Source organism: Prauserella endophytica (assembly GCF_005146945.1).
GTDB classification, from domain to species: Bacteria; Actinomycetota; Actinomycetes; order Mycobacteriales; family Pseudonocardiaceae; genus Prauserella_A; species Prauserella_A endophytica.
The window spans coordinates 449,684-464,510 of record NZ_SWMS01000001.1; the positions used below are offsets into that span (position 1 = coordinate 449,684).

Below are 14,827 nucleotides of genomic sequence, written 5' to 3' on the forward strand. Positions count from 1 at the left end.
GCAACCTCGCGGGCCCCTGCGACGTGGACACGTCAGCCAGCTACGGGCGGCGCGGAGGGAGACGTTACGGTGACCGCAGTCTTGCCTGCCATCCTGAGGGGGGATGGCTGGGCGGCCACCGCGCGCCAGGAGAGGGGATCGGCCGTGCCGGGCGACCTCACGGACTTCGCTGAGTTCGTCGAGGCCAACCTGCCCGGGTTGCTCCGCTACGGCCACGCGCTGGCGGGCAACCCACACGACGCGGCCGACCTCGTGCAGACGGTGCTGGAGAAGATCGGCTCCCGCTGGTCGCACGTCCTGCACAAGACCGGAGACCCGCTCGCGTACGTGCGCCGATCGATGGCCAACGCGCACATCAGCCGGTGGCGGCGGCTGCGCAGGGAGAACCTCGTCGCGGACATCCCCGAGCCCAGCGCCTTCACGCCGGCCGACCCGTTCGAACACGAGCCGCTGTGGCAGGCGCTGCGGGACCTACCGCCGAGGCAACGCGCGGTCATCGTGCTGCGTTACTACGAAGGATTGTCCGAAGCCGAGATCGCCGCGTCCCTGGGCGTCAGCCCCGGCACGGTGAAGAGCCAGGCCAGCAAGGCCATCGCCTCGCTGCGCGGCAAGCTGCGCGGTGACGAGGAGACCGAAGGGAGGGAAGCGGTGTGAGCGACCGGAGTCCCGACGACGACGCAGTCGGCGCCGAGTTGCGCAGGCTGTTCGACGACGACCGGCTCGACGTGCGGCCTGTCGCGGGCGCGGGCGACGCGATCGTGGCCGGAGCGCGGAGGCGGCGCCGGCGCCGCGCGGCCGTGGCGTCCGGTGGCGGCACGCTGGCCGTGCTGGTGCTCGTCGGCGGCGGGCTCGCGCTGACCACCCTCCGCGGCGGCGACGACCAGCCGCAGCCGCCCGTCGCGGCCATGCCGCAGACCACCACCACGACCTCGGCTCTTGGCTCGCCCTCGGCGAGCTCAGCGTCCCCGGAAAGGTCCGAGCCGACGCTGGGTGAGTCACAGGCGCCGCCGAGTCCAGAGCAGCAGTCTCCGCAGTCCCCGCCGACGCGCTCGTCCACGAGCGCGGCGTCCACGAGCGCGAGCGTGTACATCGACCGCCCGATGCTGCGCCCGGACGGCTACCGCCAGCTCACACTGGGCATGAGCTATCAGGAAGCCGCCGCGACCGGGCTGCTCGGACCGGCGGAGAGCACCACCCCGCCCGCGGAGAACGCGTGCGCGACCTATGCGGTAACCGACGGCACCAATGCGATCGACGACGTCACGATCTCGCGTGCCAACGGAATCGTGCGCTTCCGTGCCGCCGACGCGGCCACACCCCAGGGAATAGGCGCCGGATCGTCACTCGATCAGTTGCGGTCCGCTTATTCGGATCTCGCTGTAGAGTCAAACGGCTACTCAGCGTCGGCGAGCGCCGGTGCGCGTTATTCGTTCGTGGTAGCCACCGAGACGGTCACCGAGCTGCAATTGGTCGCTCGCGACAGCGACTGCTGATTCGGTGACGCACGAGAAACCCGGGCTGCTCCACAGGGGGAGAGCCCGGGTTCTCCGTGTCCGCGCGCGTGGGTGGGTCAGAGCTTGCCGCCGGCCACCGGGGGCATGCCGGAGTCGTCGCCGTCTCCGGTGCCCTCGCGGTCCAGGAACTTCTCGACCTCGAACAGGTCACCCTTGGCCCGGTCGTAGATGTTGAGGAGCGTCGTCATCTTGGAGATCTCCTCGACCTGCTCCTTGAGGAACCACTGGATGAACTGCTCGCTCGTGTAGTCGTCCTCGTCGCGAGCGGCCTTGGCCAGCGCCTTGATGTCGGCGGCGACCTCCTTCTCCTGCTCCAGCGCGAGCTCGATGAGCTCGCGGGCGTCGGCGAAGTCGTTGCGGACGTCGCCCGTGCCGGGGATGTCCACGTGGTGGTCGGTGTCCATCATGTACTGGACGAGCGCCATGGCGTGGTTGCGCTCCTCGATGGCCTGAGCATAGAAGTACTTGGCCAGCTGGGGGAGGTCGTCGTTGTCGAACCACACGGCGAGCGCGACGTACTGCTGGGACGCGTTGAACTCGTTGCGAACCTGCTGCTGCAGCAATTCGTAGAACTTCGAGCGCGGATGCTTCTTGATGGTGGGCATGTATTCAGAATAGGTGATGCCCCGCCTATTTTTCCAGCCGGGGCTGGTGATCTGGACCCTATTTCTCTACAATTCATTAGCGAAGGTTTCACTTATTTCGATTAGCCTCACCTAAGAAATTCCCCATTCCTTAGGTGAGGCTTGCTTCGCTTATTGTCGATCGTGCATTGGTTGATTTGCCGGAATCGTGCTTCTCGCGATCGGGCAGGACATGCACCTCGGCCCGCCCCGACCGGAGCCCAGCTCCGAGCTGGCCAGCCGCAGCACCTCGATGCCCGCGTCCTCCAGCCGCGCGTTGGTCTCGACGTTGCGTTCGTAACCCACCACCACGCCCGGCGCGAGCGCCAGCGTGTTGTTCCCGTCGTCCCACTGCTCGCGCTCGGCGGTGACCGGGTCGAGGCCGGTGTCGATCACGTGCAGCCGGTCGATGTCCATGGCCCGCGCCGCGGCGGTGAGGAACGGCTCGGGTCCGTCGACGCGCAAGACGCCGTTGTCGCCGGGCCGCAGGGTGTAGGCGAGCAGCGAGTCCCTCGCGAGCGGGTACATCACCACGGCGTCAGGGCCGATCATCGTGCACACGGTGTCGAGGTGCATCGTGGCGCGCGTCTGCGCGATGGGCACGGCGAGCACGGTGTGCGCGATGCCGTCGGCGAACGCGGAGCGCGCCAGCGACTCGGCGCCCGCCGCGGTGGTGCGCTCACCGACTCCCACGGCCAGCACCCCAGGCGACAGCAGCAGCACGTCGCCGCCCTCGACGGGCGCCGAGTGGGCGCCGTACGCGCGCACGGTGCCGTGGAAGCGCGGGTGGTAGGCGTAGATGATGTCGAGCAGGGCCGTCTCCCTGCGCCGCGCGGGCATCGCCAGTGAGGAGACCGCGACGCGATCGGCGATCCACACCGACGAGTCCCTGGTGAACAGGAGGTTCGGCAGGGGGTCCACCGCGAAGTCGTGTGGATGGTTCATCTTCCGCACGAGCGAGGCGCCCTCCGAGGCCGGCAGCTCCTCGAACGTCATGCCCGACATGAGCACCTCGGCCATCGTGGCCGCCCCGACGCCCGAGAGGTGCGAGCGCAGCGAGTCGGCCAGGTCGGTGCCCAGCCGCCGGTCGTCAACGGCCGCGTGCAGCCCGGCGGCGTAGGCCCTCGGATCCGCCAGCGCCTCCCGGAGCAGGTCGGAGAGGAGCAGCACTTCGACGCCGCGTTCCTTCAGCACGCTCGCGAACGCGTCGTGTTCCTGCTGCGCGCGGTCCACCCAGGGGATCGAGTCGAAGAGGAGCTGGTCGTTGTTTCGCGGGGTGAGCCTTTTGAGCTCGTTGCCGGGGCGATGCAGCAGCACGGAGCGCAGCGGCCCGACCTCGCTGTCCACGCCCGGGTTGATGGTGTCTTCCACGGACGTGAGCGTAATGACTCGGCCAGGCCGCTACCCCTCACGCGCGAGGGATCAGCGCCGTGCCGCGCCTGGCGCCGCCGGCTTCGGAACGTGCGGCCACGCCGGAGCCGAAGTGGCGGGCACCGTGGCGAACTCCCAGTTCTCGACCCCTCCGCCCATGATCTCCGCGTACCGCTCGGCGGCGTCGCGGTTGGCGAACCGGATCTGCTGGTCGTTGAGCCGGTGAGTGATCTTGCAAGCCATGTGCCCCTCCTGGCCTCGTCCTGCGTCGTCGGGCCCGGCTCCTCCGCATCCCCTGCGAACCAGGCCCTCTCATTAGAACATGTGTTCGAACACTCCCGCAACCATCACGGGAGCCACGAGACATGATCACGCAGGAACGCGTATCCGACGAACGCAAACACGTCCAAGAGGGTGTGAGCTACGACCAATGGCCACAGCCGGTTGGTCCGCTGCCAGATCCGGCCGAAGACGAGGCCCATGACGAGGTTGCCGACGAAGCCGCCGATGCCCTGGTAGAGGTGGTACGAACCGCGCAGCACGGCAGCCACGAGCAGCCCGGAGTTCTCCCGGAGGCCGAGTTGGCGCAGCCGGGTGAGCAGGTAGCCGACGACGAGGACCTCCTCGGCGAAGGCGTTGCCGAACGCCGCGAGGGTGAGCGTGATCGGCCGCCACCACGACTCGCCGAGCGTCGAGGGCTGCACCGCGAGGTTGAGCCCGAGCTGCCACAGGGCGAAGTACAGGGCCAGCCCGGGGATGCCGATCAGCGCGGTCAGGCCGACGGCCCACTTGGCGTCCCTGCCCTTGCGCCTGCCGTCCAGCCCGATCTCGGCGAGCTTGATACCGCCCCGCCACAGCAGGTACAGCCCGAGCGCGCCCCAGCCGACGAGCTGTACGACGCTGAGCAGCTGTTTGAGCAGGTCGAGCACGCCGATCGCCGCCTGCGAGACGTTGATGGCCACCTGCTGCTCGTTGAGTGGCTCGGGTCGCAGCAGGGAGTCCAGCAGCGACAGCAGGCTGCGCGCGCCGGAGAGGCCCAGCGTGATGGAGAAGACGAGCACCAGCTCGAGTACGAGCGCGCGCCGCTCCGCGGGTTCGGCGACCACGGCGGGCCTCGCGGGCGCGGCCGGGTTCAGCCAGTCACGGCCTATCGACACCGGGGCACGCTACCCCAGCCGGTGAGAAGCGCTGGTCAAGCCTGAGGCAGGAAAGGGCAGCCCACGAGCCTGCGCAGTTCCATCGCGAGCTGCGGTTGGCTGTGGATCGCCTTGGAGAACGCGAGCCGGACGTCGTGGTCGCCGTAGCAGGACTCCACGCGCAGCCGCAGGCCGTAACGGTCGAGCCCGAGCGGGCGGATGCGGCCGTCGCGCAGCTCCTCGGGCAGATGCCTCGCGAGTTGCCCGACGACGTCGGCGTGCGCGGTCTCAAGGTGCCGCAGCCACTGCTCCTCGTACTGGCAGAACGGGTCGGCCTTGGCGGAGCTGAAGCTCGGCGCGCTCAGCGAGTGGGTGCCCTCGGAGTCGGCGAGCACGATGGAGGCCGGGTTGAGCCGGAGGACGGCGACGCCGTGGCCGACGTCGAGCAGACGCGGGTCCGGGCGCGTGCTGGCGATGGAGACCGCGCGGGCCCTCGCGGCGCGCTCGTCGAGCGGTCGCAGCCAGCCGGTGATCCAGAGCAGGCCCCTGATCGGCTCGCGCAGGTCGACCGGTGCCTGGTCGGCGAGCTCGATCATCATCGCGAGTTCGCCACTGTCGGCCGCGCGGGCCGAGGTGACGATCGGGTGGTCGTCGGGCAGCAGGATGCTCACGCTTCCGCTGGCGTGCACGTGCTGCAGGACGGGGACCACGCGCTCGTCGTCGCCGGCCCTGCGGTCGAGGGCGGGCATGAGGATCGCCGGCCCGTTGCGCAGCGCGATGGTCTTGGCTCGCTCGGCAGGCTGCGGGGTCTGCGGCCGGCGGGACTGTGTCTCGGTCACCACTCACCTCCAACTTAGGTGAGGCTAACCTGTTTTCCTGGTCGGGGGAAGCCGTTCTTCCGAGTAGGATCCTCACGTGCCCTGGTCACAGCTGCTTCCCTTCGCCGGTGTGGTGTTGCTCGGGGCCATGTCGCCGGGACCCGATTTCGCCGTCGTGCTGCGGCACTCGGCCGTCGGCGGGCGCGTCTCCGGCATGGGCGCCGCGCTCGGCGTCGCCACGGGAATCCTGGTGTGGTCGGTGGTCGCCGCCGTCGGTGTAGCCGGTCTGCTCGCCGCCTCGGCCGTGGCGTTCACGGTCGTCAAGCTGGCCGGCGCGGCCTACCTGCTCTACCTCGGCGGCAAGGCGCTGTGGGCGGCCCGCCGCGGTAGCGCCGGGCAGCCGGAGCAGCCCGCCGCGCCCCCGGATCCCCGGCGGGCCTTCCGCGACGGCCTGCTGTGCAACGTGCTCAACCCCAAGTGCGCGGTGTTCTTCGTCGCGCTCGTCCCGCAGTTCCTGCCCGCCGATCCGACGGTCGCGGACACGGTGCTGACGGCGGCGATCCCGGTGGTGCTCACGGCGCTGTGGTTCGGCGTCGTGGCCAACGTGGTCGGCGCGATGCGCAGGCTCCTGGCGATCCCGCGCGTGCGCAGGGCCCTCGACGCGGTCACCGGCACGCTGCTGGTCGCGGTCGGCGTGCGGCTCGCGGCACAGGCGCGCACGGTACCTTGACCGCGTTGAGGCGTCCGGTGGACGGCCACTGTCGTCCTTATTTCGGACGCTACTAGCGTGTGTCTCGTGTCAAGCGCTGTGGAACTCACGCCCCCCGGCCCTCGTGGAATCCCTCCGCTCTTCGCGAGGCTGGTCGACGACTCGGCACTGTTCCCTCCCGGCGACGCCACGATGCCGGAGGCACTGAAGGGCCACTTCGAGACGCGGGCCGGTGAGCACGCCGGTGTGCTCGGGGTGTTCCTGTGCCAGGCGTCCCGGTTGCCGGAGCTGATCACCGAGCTGATCAAGATCAGGCCGAAGGAGCCGCTGCCCCTCTCGCTGATCATCGACACCGGCCTCGGCGGGGTGCCCAAGGCGATCTCGATCGTCGAGTCCCGCAACGAGCTGCTCGCGCTGAGGATGGTGGAGATGCCGGCCCCGTCGGACGTCGACGAGGTGTGGCTCGAACGGGTGTCGGAGTTCGTGCCGGAGGACGTGGTCCGCGTCGTGGAGCCGCGCAGGGGCGTCGGCTGGCTCGACGGAGTCCGCAAGGTGATCGAGCACGGCAGCTGGCCGAAGATCAGGTGCGGGGGTCTGTCCAGGGAGAACTTCCCCAGCGTCGACGAGGTCGCGGACTTCCTCTCCGTGGTGAGCAGCTTCTCCGGAGCGGCGTTCAAGGCCACCAACAGCCTGCATCGCGCCGTTCGCCACGTGGACGCCGACAGCGGCTTCGAACACCACGGGTTCCTCAACCTGCTCGTGGCGTCGGCGAGGTGCCTTTCCGGCGGCAACGTGCGCGACGCGCTCGCGTCGACCGACGGCGAGGCGCTGGCGAGCGAGGCCGCCGAGCTGTCGGACGAGGCGGCGAAGGCCGTAAGGGCTGTGTTCGCGTCGTACGCCTCGGCCACCTTCGACGAGCCGATCGCGGACCTGAAGGGACTGGGCCTGCTGTGAGCAGGGAGAGCTCGCTGACACTGGATCGCGGGCTCGCCCTGTTGCAAGCCGTGGCCGACGCCGGGGGCGAGGCCGCCACCATCTCGGAGCTCGCCGCCACCATCGGCACGAGCAGGCCCGCCGTGTACCGGCTGCTCGTGCCGCTCGCGGAGCGCGGGCTGGTGTGGCGGGACGGCAGCAAGGTCCGGCTCGGCGCCGGGGTGCTGCGGCTGGCCGGGCAGATGCTGCCCCAGCTGAGGGAGGCCGCGCAGCCGGTACTGCGAGAGCTCGCCGAGGCGGGCGGCACGACAGCGCACCTTTCCGTGGCGGAGGGGGATCAGCTGCAGGTGATCGCCGTGGCGGAGCCGTCGTGGACGGCGCTGCACGTGGCGTACCGGATCGGCAGCAGGCATCCCGTCTCGCGTGGCGCCGCGGGCAAGGCGCTGGCACTGCGGGCAAGGGGGAGGGGCTGGGCGGTGGCCTCGGGGGAGCCGCAGCCTGGCACGTACGGGCTGGCCGCGCCGGTGCGCGGGGTGCTGGGCCTGCGGGCGAGCATCGGCGTGGTGTCGCTGGAGCCGCTCGAACACGCGACGGTCGGGCCGAGGGTCGTGGAGGCGGCCGCCGCTCTCGCGACGGTGCTCAAGGGCTAGTGCCCCCGCCGGAAGTTCGCCACATAATTCGGCGGCCCAGCTTCCCGCCGGCTGCGTTGCCGGTCCGCCCAAGTACGGCCCAGTACGAACCCGCGCCTTGCCAGCGGGAACCTGGATCCACCGGCTCAAGCAACAGACTTCCGGCGGAGGGCACTAGGTCGCGGCTGATGATCCTCTGCCGGGCGACCGGCAGCCGGGCGGTCGGATACGACCTAGCCCAGTAGCGCCGAGCCAAGGGCGAACACCGAGAACGCGGCGAACACGAACCCCGCGCAGCGCTGGATCAGGCGGGGCCGCAGCCTGCTGCGGATCTTGCCGCCGAGGAACACGGCGAGCGCGGCGACCGCGACCAGGCCGAGGAACGCGCCGAGGCCGACCGCGACCGGCTCGCTGTAGCGGGCGGCGAGGCCGGCGGTGGCGAGCTGGGAGGCGTCGCCCCACTCTGCCGCGAAGATCACCGCGAACGACGTGAGCGCGGCGCGGTGGAACGGCACCGGGGCTTTGCCGAGCCGGGCCGCGTCCTGCCCGGAGTCCTCGCCCTGGCGGTAGCCCTCGCGCAGCAGCATCGCGGCGCCGACACCGAAAAGGACGCCGACGAGGAGTGAGACGACCTGGTCGGGAAGCAGGGTGAGCACGCTGCCGAATGCGACCGCGATGACGGCCTGCATCGCGAACGCGACCGATACGCCCGTGAGCACCGCACGCGCCCGGTAACGCGTGGTCAGCACCAGCGTCGCCACCGTGGTCTTGTCTGGCAGCTCCACGGCCACGACCAGCGCGAACGTCGCGATGAAGGCCAGCAGTGCGGAAGACATCGGAAATTCTCACCCCTTTTCTTCTTCCACGATAAAGGGGAGGTAGCCAAATGCCTAGCTGATCGGGATTGCGAATCGCCTTTTTCGGTGGCGGACGAACAATTTCCAGGCGTGTCTCATCATTTTCTTCGGTGCACCGAAAAGCAATTCGCGGCGCGCCCTCGTCTCCGGGTGGGACCAACGTCCCATGCAGGTCAGGACCACGGGACCTGACAAGGAGGGGGTCAGCGGGAGGAGAGTCGGATACGTGGAGGTCCTGGATCTGGCGCGGTGGCAGTTCGGCATCACGACCGTCTACCACTTTCTTATGGTGCCGCTCACAATCGGTCTGTCGATTCTGGTCGCCGGCATGCAGACGGCGTGGGTTCGCACCGGTAACGAGCGCTATCTGAAGATGACGAAGTTCTGGGGCAAGTTGTTGCTCGTCAACTTCGCGATGGGCGTGGTCACCGGCATCGTCCAGGAGTTCCAGTTCGGCATGAACTGGAGCGCGTACTCACGCTTCGTCGGCGACGTGTTCGGGGCGCCGCTGGCGATGGAGGGCCTGGTCGCGTTCTTCGTCGAGTCGACGTTCCTCGGATTGTGGATCTTCGGCTGGGACCGGTTGCCGAAGCGGGTGCACCTGGCGTGCGTGTGGGCGTTCTCGCTGGCCACGGTGGCCTCGGCGTACTTCATCCTGGCCGCCAACTCGTGGATGCAGCACCCGGTGGGCGCCGAGTTCGTGGACGGCAGGCCCACGATGACCTCGATCTGGGCGGTGCTGACCAACAACACCGCGCTGGCCGCGATCCCGCACACGATCGCGGGCGCGTTCTCGGTGGTGGCCGCCTTCCTGGTGGGCATCGCGGCGTGGCGGCTGTGGCGCAAGCGGCGCGAGCAGGACGAGGACCGCCAGGTGTGGCGCTCGTCGCTGCGACTCGGCGCGTGGACCGGCGTGGTGGCCTTCGCAGCGCTGGCGGTCACCGGCGATGTGCAGGGCAAGCTGATGTTCGAGCAGCAGCCGATGAAGATGGCCTCGGCCGAGGCGTTGTGCCACACCGAGCGGCCAGCGAGTTTCTCGATCCTCGCGGTGGGGGACGTGCGGGACGCCAACTGCGAGAACGTGAAGACGTTCTCGGTGCCCGCGCTGCTGTCGTTCCTCGCGCACAACGACTTCGACACGGAGGTCAAGGGCATCGAGGACCTGGTGGGCGAGTATCAGGAGCGGTACGGCACGCACTACCCGGACGACCCGGCGCTCGGTGAGCTGGCCGGCCAGCCGATCGACTACGTGCCGAACCTGCCCGTGACGTACTGGGGCTTCCGGATCATGATCGGCTTCGGCGCCTTGTCGGCCGCCGTCGGAGTGTTCGCGCTGTGGCTGACGCGCAAGGGACAGATCCCGGACACGAAGTGGTTCCCCCGCGTGGCCCTGCTGAGCATCGCGACGCCGTTCATCGCCAACAGCGCGGGCTGGATCTTCACGGAGATGGGGCGGCAGCCGTTCGTGGTGGTGCCCAACCCGACGGGCGTGGACGGCGTGTGGATGTTCACCGCGCAGGCCGTGTCGAACGTGTCGATTGGCGAGGTGTGGACGTCGCTGATCTCGCTGACGGTGCTTTACGCGGTGCTCGCGGTGGTGGAGGTGTTCCTGATCGCCAAGTACGTCCGCGGCGGGGTCGAAGGAGTGATGCCGCCGAAGAAACCGGAGCCCGATGAGGGCGAGGGAGCCGACAAAACCGACGACGACGCGCTCGCGTTCGCCTACTGAGGAGGAGGGAAACGATGTTCGGGTTCCGTAGGCAACCCCCCACCCTCCCTGGGGGGCGACCCCGCTGCCAGCCTACCCAGTTCGAAGGTATCCACGGGGTCTTGCCAGCAATTTGTGGACAACTCGGGCTGTTGTGCACAACTTGGGGAAATCTGGTTTCACCTGAAACATCGGTCGGAGGGCCGCGCTGATGGACCTCGAGACGGTCTGGTTCTGCATCGTCGCCCTCTTCTTCGCCGGGTACCTCTTCCTCGAGGGGTTCGACTTCGGCGTCGGGATGCTGCTTCCGATCCTGGGCCGCGACAACACCGAGCGGCGCGTCATGATCAACACGATCGGCCCGGTGTGGGACGGCAACGAGGTCTGGATCATCGTGGCGGCCGGCGCGATGTTCGCCGCGTTCCCCGCCTGGTACGCGGGCCTGTTCTCGGCGGTCTACCTGCCGCTGTTGCTCGTCCTGCTCGCGTTGATCGGGCGAGGGGTCGCGTTCGAATACCGCGGCAAGGTCGACTCCGTTCGCTGGCGGCGCAACTGGGATCGCGTGATCATGATCGGCTCGTGGATCCCGCCGTTCGGCGTCGGACTGCTGCTCAGCACCTCGGTGCTCGGCCTGCCGCTGGACGCGGACGGCGACCGCGTCGGCACGGCGTTCGAGTCGGTCCGCTGGGACACCGTGCTCGGCGGGCTCGCCGTCGTCGGCTTCTCGCTCGTACACGGCGCCGCGTTCCTCGCGCTCAAGACCGACGGCGACATACGCCAGCGCGCTCGGCGCCTCGCCGTCCGTATCCTGCCCTTCGCGCTGCTGCCCGTGGTCGCCCTGATGCTGCTCGTGCAGTGGCGGGAAGGGTCGGCGTGGACCCTCGTCCCGCTCGCCGTCTCCGCCGCCGCCGCGTTCGTCGCGTGGTGGCGCCTCTCCCTCGGCAGGGAGGGGCAGGGCTTCGCGGCGCTCGGCGTGGTCATCGTGTCGGCCGCGGTCGTGTTGTTCGGCGCGCTGTACCCCGACGTGCTTCCGTCCACACTGGACGCCGCGAACTCGCTGACGGTCGACAACGCATCCTCCAGCCCCTACACGCTCACGATCATGAGCTGGGTCGCGTTGTTCGGCGCGCCGGCCGTGCTCGTCTACCAGGGCTGGACCTACTGGGTGTTCCGCAGGCGCATCGGCACCCAGCACATCCCGAAGGTGCACGTGCCCCGATGAACTTTCCCGTCCGCACACCCCTTTCCGCCTATGTGTCCAGAGTGGACGCACTGCGGACGGGAAGAGGTCCGCTCGGCGCGCTGCCGGCCCTCTCGGCCTCGGCGCGCCGGGCGCTGGCCTTAGCGGGGGTGCTCGCACTGCTCAACGCCACCGCACTCGTCGCGCAGGCGTTCCTGCTCGCCTCAGTGCTCGCGGCCGTCGTCGCCGGAAGGACCGGCGGCCACGCCGGCGCGCTCGCCGCACTGCTCGGCGTGGTACTCGCCCGCGCGCTCGTCGGCTGGGGCATCCGCGTGGTCGCCGCCCGCGCCGCCGCGGGCGCCAAGGAGGAACTGCGCTCCAAGGTCGTCGACCACGCGCTGCGCCTCGGTCCCGAATGGATCGCCCGCCGGGGGCCAGGCCAGCTCACGGCGCTCACCACCAAGGGCCTCGACGCGCTCGACGCCTACTTCACCGAGTACCTGCCCGCGCTCGTCACCGCGGCCGTGATCCCGGTCGGCGTCGGCGCCGCCGTGCTCGTCGCCGACTGGCCCTCGGCCGTCCTCATCGCACTGACCCTGCCGCTGCTGCCGATGTTCGCCATCCTGATCGGCAAGTACACCGCCGACCAGGTCTCCTCGGCCACCGACGCACTGCAGCGTCTCTCCGGTCACCTGCTCGAACTCGTGCGCGCGCTGCCCGTGCTCGCCGCCTTCCGTCGCGCCGAGGCACAGGCCGAGGCCGTGCGCCGGGTCAGCGACCGGCACCGCAGGACCACGCTGTCCACCCTGCGGGTCGCGTTCTCGTCGGCCTTCGCGCTCGAACTCGCCGCGACGCTGTCGGTGGCGCTCGTCGCCGTGGTCATCGGCGTCCGGCTGGTCTCCGGCGATCTGTCGCTCGCCATCGGCCTCGGCGTGCTTATCCTGGCGCCCGAGTGCTACCAGCCGCTGCGCACTGCAGGCGCCGCCTTCCACGCCAGCGAGGACGGTGTCGAAGCCGTCCGCAGGGTCGCGGACGTCCTCGCCGAACCCGCCGCACCCGAGGGAACTGAGCCGCCGCGCCGCGGGGAGGTCCGCGTCAGCGGCCTGCGCGTCCGCAGAAGGGACGACTACGCGCCAGACGGCGAGTCGTTCACCGTCCGGCCCGGCTCCACCCTCTGGCTCCGCTCGCCCAGCGGCGCGGGCAAGACCACCACGCTTTCCGTGCTCCTCGGCTTCACCAGGCCCGACGCGGGAACGGTCACGGTCGACGGCGTACCACTCGAAAATGTCGATATGTCGGCATGGCGTGACTCGGTCGCGTGGGTGCCACAGTCACCCGCGTTCGCAGGCGGCACCGTGCGCGACGAACTCGCGCTCGCCGCACCCCGCGCGGACGATCTCGACCGCGACGACGTGCTCGCCCGGCTCGGGTTGAGTGGTCTGGTGGCTGAGCCAGTGAGTCACCTGTCCACCGGACAGCGGCAACGCGTCGCCGTGGCCCGTGCGCTGCTGCGGGTGCGGGCCGGTGCGTGGCTGCTTCTGCTCGACGAGCCGACGGCCCACCTCGACGCGGTGAACGCCGAGCGCGTGCTCGCCGCGGTCCGGGAGGCCCAGCGCGACGGCGCCGCCGTGGTGATCGCCGCCCATGATCGCTCCGCCCTCGACGCGGGGGAGGAGCTCACCGACGTTCGCCAGGGCGGTCGTGGGGTGCCGAAGAACGACCGCCCTGGCGGGCATGCTCGGCTGCGGAACGTGGTCAGTCGCCGGTTCCTGGCCGGTGCCGCGCTCGGGGCCGCCGCGCTGATCGCCGGTGTCGCGCTCACGGCCACCTCTGGCTGGCTGATCGCCAAGGCGTCGCAGCAGCCGCCGATCCTCACGTTGACCGTCGCGGTGGTCGGCGTGCGCACGTTCGGCCTCGCCCGCGCGGGGCTCCGCTACGCCGAACGGCTCGTGACCCACGACGCCGCGTTCCGGGTCGCCGCGCGGCTGCGGGTCCGGCTGTGGCGGGCACTTGTGCGCCTCGGCCCCGCACACACGCTGGGGCTGCGCGAAGGCGAAGGCCAGCGCCGCCTCGTCGCCGACGTCGACACGGTGCGCGACCTGCTGCCCCGCGTGATCACGCCGCCGATCGTCGCGGCCGCGGTGGTGCTCGCCGCGTGTGCCGTGCAGACCGCGGTGCTGCCCGAGGCCGGGGTGGCGCTGGCTGTGGCGGCGCTCGTCGCGGCCGTGCTCGCTCCGGCGCTCGCGCTCGCGGTGGAACGGCGGGCGACCTCGACGCTGTCCTCGGGCCGTCGCACCGTCGCCACCCAGGTGCTCGGCCTGTTCGACGCGGCGGCCGAGCTGGTCGCGTTCGGCGCCCACCGGGCTCGGCGGACCGAACTCGCCGCGGCCGACGCGACGTTGGCGCGGGCGTCACGCAGGCAGGCGCTGGGCGCCGGTGCCGCCGACGCCGTGATCACGCTCGCCACCGGCAGCGCGGCTGTGGTCAGCACGTGGTTCGCCGCCCGCGCCGTCGCGGCCGGAACACTCGACCCCCTGGTGACGCCGCTGCTCGCGCTCGTGCCGCTCGCACTGGCCGAGGTGCTCGCACTCCTGCCGCCCGCCGCGCAGCACTGGGACTCGCTACGGCAGGCCGAGGCCCGGCTCGCGCGGGTCTGGGACCGCGAGGTTCCCGAGCCAGGCGACCGCGTGGTGCACGGCGGGGCCGCCATCACCCTGCGCGGCGTGGACGTGCGCTGGCCGGGCAGCCCGGAACCCGTGCTGCGGGACGTGGACCTCGACATCCCGGCCGGCAGCCACGTCGCCGTGATCGGTCCGTCGGGCGCCGGGAAGTCGACCCTGCTGGCGACGCTGCTGGGCTTCCTCCCACCCGAGCGCGGGCACGCGAGCCTGCCCGCCCGCGTCGCGTGGGCGCCGCAGGAGCCGCAGCTGGTGTCCACCACCGTCGCCGAGAACCTGCGGCTCGCCGACCCGCACGCCACCGACGAGCAGCTCACCACCGCACTGCTCGCCGCGGGGCTGCCGGGACTGCCGCTGTCGACCGTGCTGAGCAGTGCGGGCGCCGGGCTCTCGGGCGGGCAGGCACAGCGGCTTGCGCTCGCCAGGGCCCTGCTCGCCGTCGAGGACGCCGACCTGGTGCTGCTCGACGAGCCGACCGCGCACCTCGACGAGGCCACCACCGACGTCGTGCTGGCCAACCTGGACACCGCGCTCACGGGCAAGACCGTCGTGCACGTCACGCACCGGCCGGAGGAGGTGGCCGGCGCCGACCTGGTGCTCGAGGTCCGGGAAGGCCAGATCACAGTGCGGGAGGCGGCCATGGCTCACGGAGGCGCATAACCTTGATGCTG

14 protein-coding genes are annotated in these 14,827 nt (G+C 70.5%); 8 read left to right on the forward strand and 6 right to left on the reverse strand.

Annotated elements, in window-relative coordinates; genetic code table 11:
- The first annotated feature begins 144 nt into the window (after nucleotides 1–144).
- Both FCN18_RS02290 and FCN18_RS02295 read left to right on the forward strand, forming a co-directional pair.
- On the forward strand, nucleotides 145–654 hold the full coding sequence (locus FCN18_RS02290) for a SigE family RNA polymerase sigma factor (protein WP_112266051.1): 510 nt from the start codon (nucleotides 145–147) through the stop codon (nucleotides 652–654).
- Nucleotides 651–1,493, forward strand: a complete 843-nt coding sequence (locus tag FCN18_RS02295; protein WP_112266053.1) for a hypothetical protein — start codon at nucleotides 651–653, stop codon at nucleotides 1,491–1,493. The genes FCN18_RS02290 and FCN18_RS02295 overlap by 4 nt, the downstream gene beginning before the upstream one ends.
- 77 nt (nucleotides 1,494–1,570) lie before the next feature.
- Here FCN18_RS02295 and FCN18_RS02300 read toward each other — a convergent pair whose 3' ends face one another.
- From FCN18_RS02300 to FCN18_RS02320, 5 genes are all read right to left on the reverse strand, one after another.
- Nucleotides 1,571–2,119 carry a ferritin gene (locus FCN18_RS02300; RefSeq protein WP_112266055.1) on the reverse strand — a complete coding sequence of 183 codons (549 nt, stop codon included), beginning with the start codon at nucleotides 2,117–2,119 and terminating at the stop codon, nucleotides 1,571–1,573.
- Nucleotides 2,120–2,269: 150 nt separating this feature from the next.
- Nucleotides 2,270–3,508: an arginine deiminase gene (locus FCN18_RS02305; RefSeq protein ID WP_112266057.1), complete on the reverse strand. Its 1,239-nt coding sequence runs from the start codon at nucleotides 3,506–3,508 to the stop codon at nucleotides 2,270–2,272.
- 51 nt (nucleotides 3,509–3,559) lie between these two features.
- Nucleotides 3,560–3,751 carry a hypothetical protein gene (locus FCN18_RS02310; protein WP_112266059.1) on the reverse strand — a complete coding sequence of 64 codons (192 nt, stop codon included), beginning with the start codon at nucleotides 3,749–3,751 and terminating at the stop codon, nucleotides 3,560–3,562.
- Between the two features lie 104 nt (nucleotides 3,752–3,855).
- Nucleotides 3,856–4,665, reverse strand: a complete 810-nt coding sequence (locus FCN18_RS02315; protein ID WP_112266061.1) for a CPBP family intramembrane glutamic endopeptidase — start codon at nucleotides 4,663–4,665, stop codon at nucleotides 3,856–3,858.
- A gap of 35 nt (nucleotides 4,666–4,700) precedes the next feature.
- Nucleotides 4,701–5,483 carry a DUF2470 domain-containing protein gene (locus tag FCN18_RS02320; RefSeq protein ID WP_112266762.1) on the reverse strand — a complete coding sequence of 261 codons (783 nt, stop codon included), beginning with the start codon at nucleotides 5,481–5,483 and terminating at the stop codon, nucleotides 4,701–4,703.
- 76 nt (nucleotides 5,484–5,559) lie between these two features.
- On the opposite strand from FCN18_RS02320, the gene FCN18_RS02325 reads away from it, so the two are divergent.
- From FCN18_RS02325 to FCN18_RS02335, 3 genes are all read left to right on the forward strand, one after another.
- A complete protein-coding gene (locus FCN18_RS02325) occupies nucleotides 5,560–6,192 on the forward strand; it encodes a LysE family translocator (protein WP_228713584.1) in 633 nt (210 codons plus the stop codon).
- 78 nt (nucleotides 6,193–6,270) lie between these two features.
- Entirely contained in the window at nucleotides 6,271–7,125 is an 855-nt protein-coding gene (locus tag FCN18_RS02330; protein WP_112266063.1) for a hypothetical protein, read from the forward strand.
- Nucleotides 7,122–7,754: an IclR family transcriptional regulator gene (locus FCN18_RS02335; RefSeq protein WP_113642740.1), complete on the forward strand. Its 633-nt coding sequence runs from the start codon at nucleotides 7,122–7,124 to the stop codon at nucleotides 7,752–7,754. The genes FCN18_RS02330 and FCN18_RS02335 overlap by 4 nt, the downstream gene beginning before the upstream one ends.
- A 212-nt stretch (nucleotides 7,755–7,966) precedes the next feature.
- On the opposite strand, the gene FCN18_RS02340 is transcribed toward FCN18_RS02335, so the two are convergent.
- Nucleotides 7,967–8,569, reverse strand: a complete 603-nt coding sequence (locus tag FCN18_RS02340) for a TMEM165/GDT1 family protein (protein WP_137092988.1) — start codon at nucleotides 8,567–8,569, stop codon at nucleotides 7,967–7,969.
- 247 nt (nucleotides 8,570–8,816) lie between these two features.
- Here FCN18_RS02340 and FCN18_RS02345 point away from each other — a divergent pair, with 247 nt between their 5' ends.
- The 3 genes from FCN18_RS02345 (at nucleotide 8,817) to cydD (ending at nucleotide 14,816) form a co-directional block, all read left to right on the forward strand.
- On the forward strand, nucleotides 8,817–10,319 hold the full coding sequence (locus FCN18_RS02345; protein WP_137092990.1) for a cytochrome ubiquinol oxidase subunit I: 1,503 nt from the start codon (nucleotides 8,817–8,819) through the stop codon (nucleotides 10,317–10,319).
- Between the two features lie 190 nt (nucleotides 10,320–10,509).
- Nucleotides 10,510–11,520 (forward strand): cytochrome d ubiquinol oxidase subunit II, encoded by a 1,011-nt coding sequence (cydB, locus tag FCN18_RS02350; RefSeq protein WP_112266071.1) that lies wholly within the window; start codon nucleotides 10,510–10,512, stop codon nucleotides 11,518–11,520.
- Nucleotides 11,517–14,816, forward strand: coding sequence for a thiol reductant ABC exporter subunit CydD (gene cydD / locus FCN18_RS02355; RefSeq protein WP_137092992.1), 3,300 nt, complete (start codon nucleotides 11,517–11,519; stop codon nucleotides 14,814–14,816). The genes cydB and cydD overlap by 4 nt, the downstream gene beginning before the upstream one ends.
- Nucleotides 14,817–14,827: the final 11 nt, after the last annotated feature.

What these genes read in the sequence shown, in the direction of transcription:
- cydB (WP_112266071.1), top strand. Translation starts at nt 10,510, where the DNA reads ATGGACCTCGAGACGGTCTGGTTCTGCATCGTCGCCCTCTTCTTCGCC.
- cydD (WP_137092992.1), top strand. Translation starts at nt 11,517, where the DNA reads ATGAACTTTCCCGTCCGCACACCCCTTTCCGCCTATGTGTCCAGAGTG.
- FCN18_RS02340 (WP_137092988.1), bottom strand. Translation starts at nt 8,569, where the DNA reads ATGTCTTCCGCACTGCTGGCCTTCATCGCGACGTTCGCGCTGGTCGTG.
- FCN18_RS02300 (WP_112266055.1), bottom strand. Translation starts at nt 2,119, where the DNA reads ATGCCCACCATCAAGAAGCATCCGCGCTCGAAGTTCTACGAATTGCTG.
- FCN18_RS02310 (WP_112266059.1), bottom strand. Translation starts at nt 3,751, where the DNA reads ATGGCTTGCAAGATCACTCACCGGCTCAACGACCAGCAGATCCGGTTC.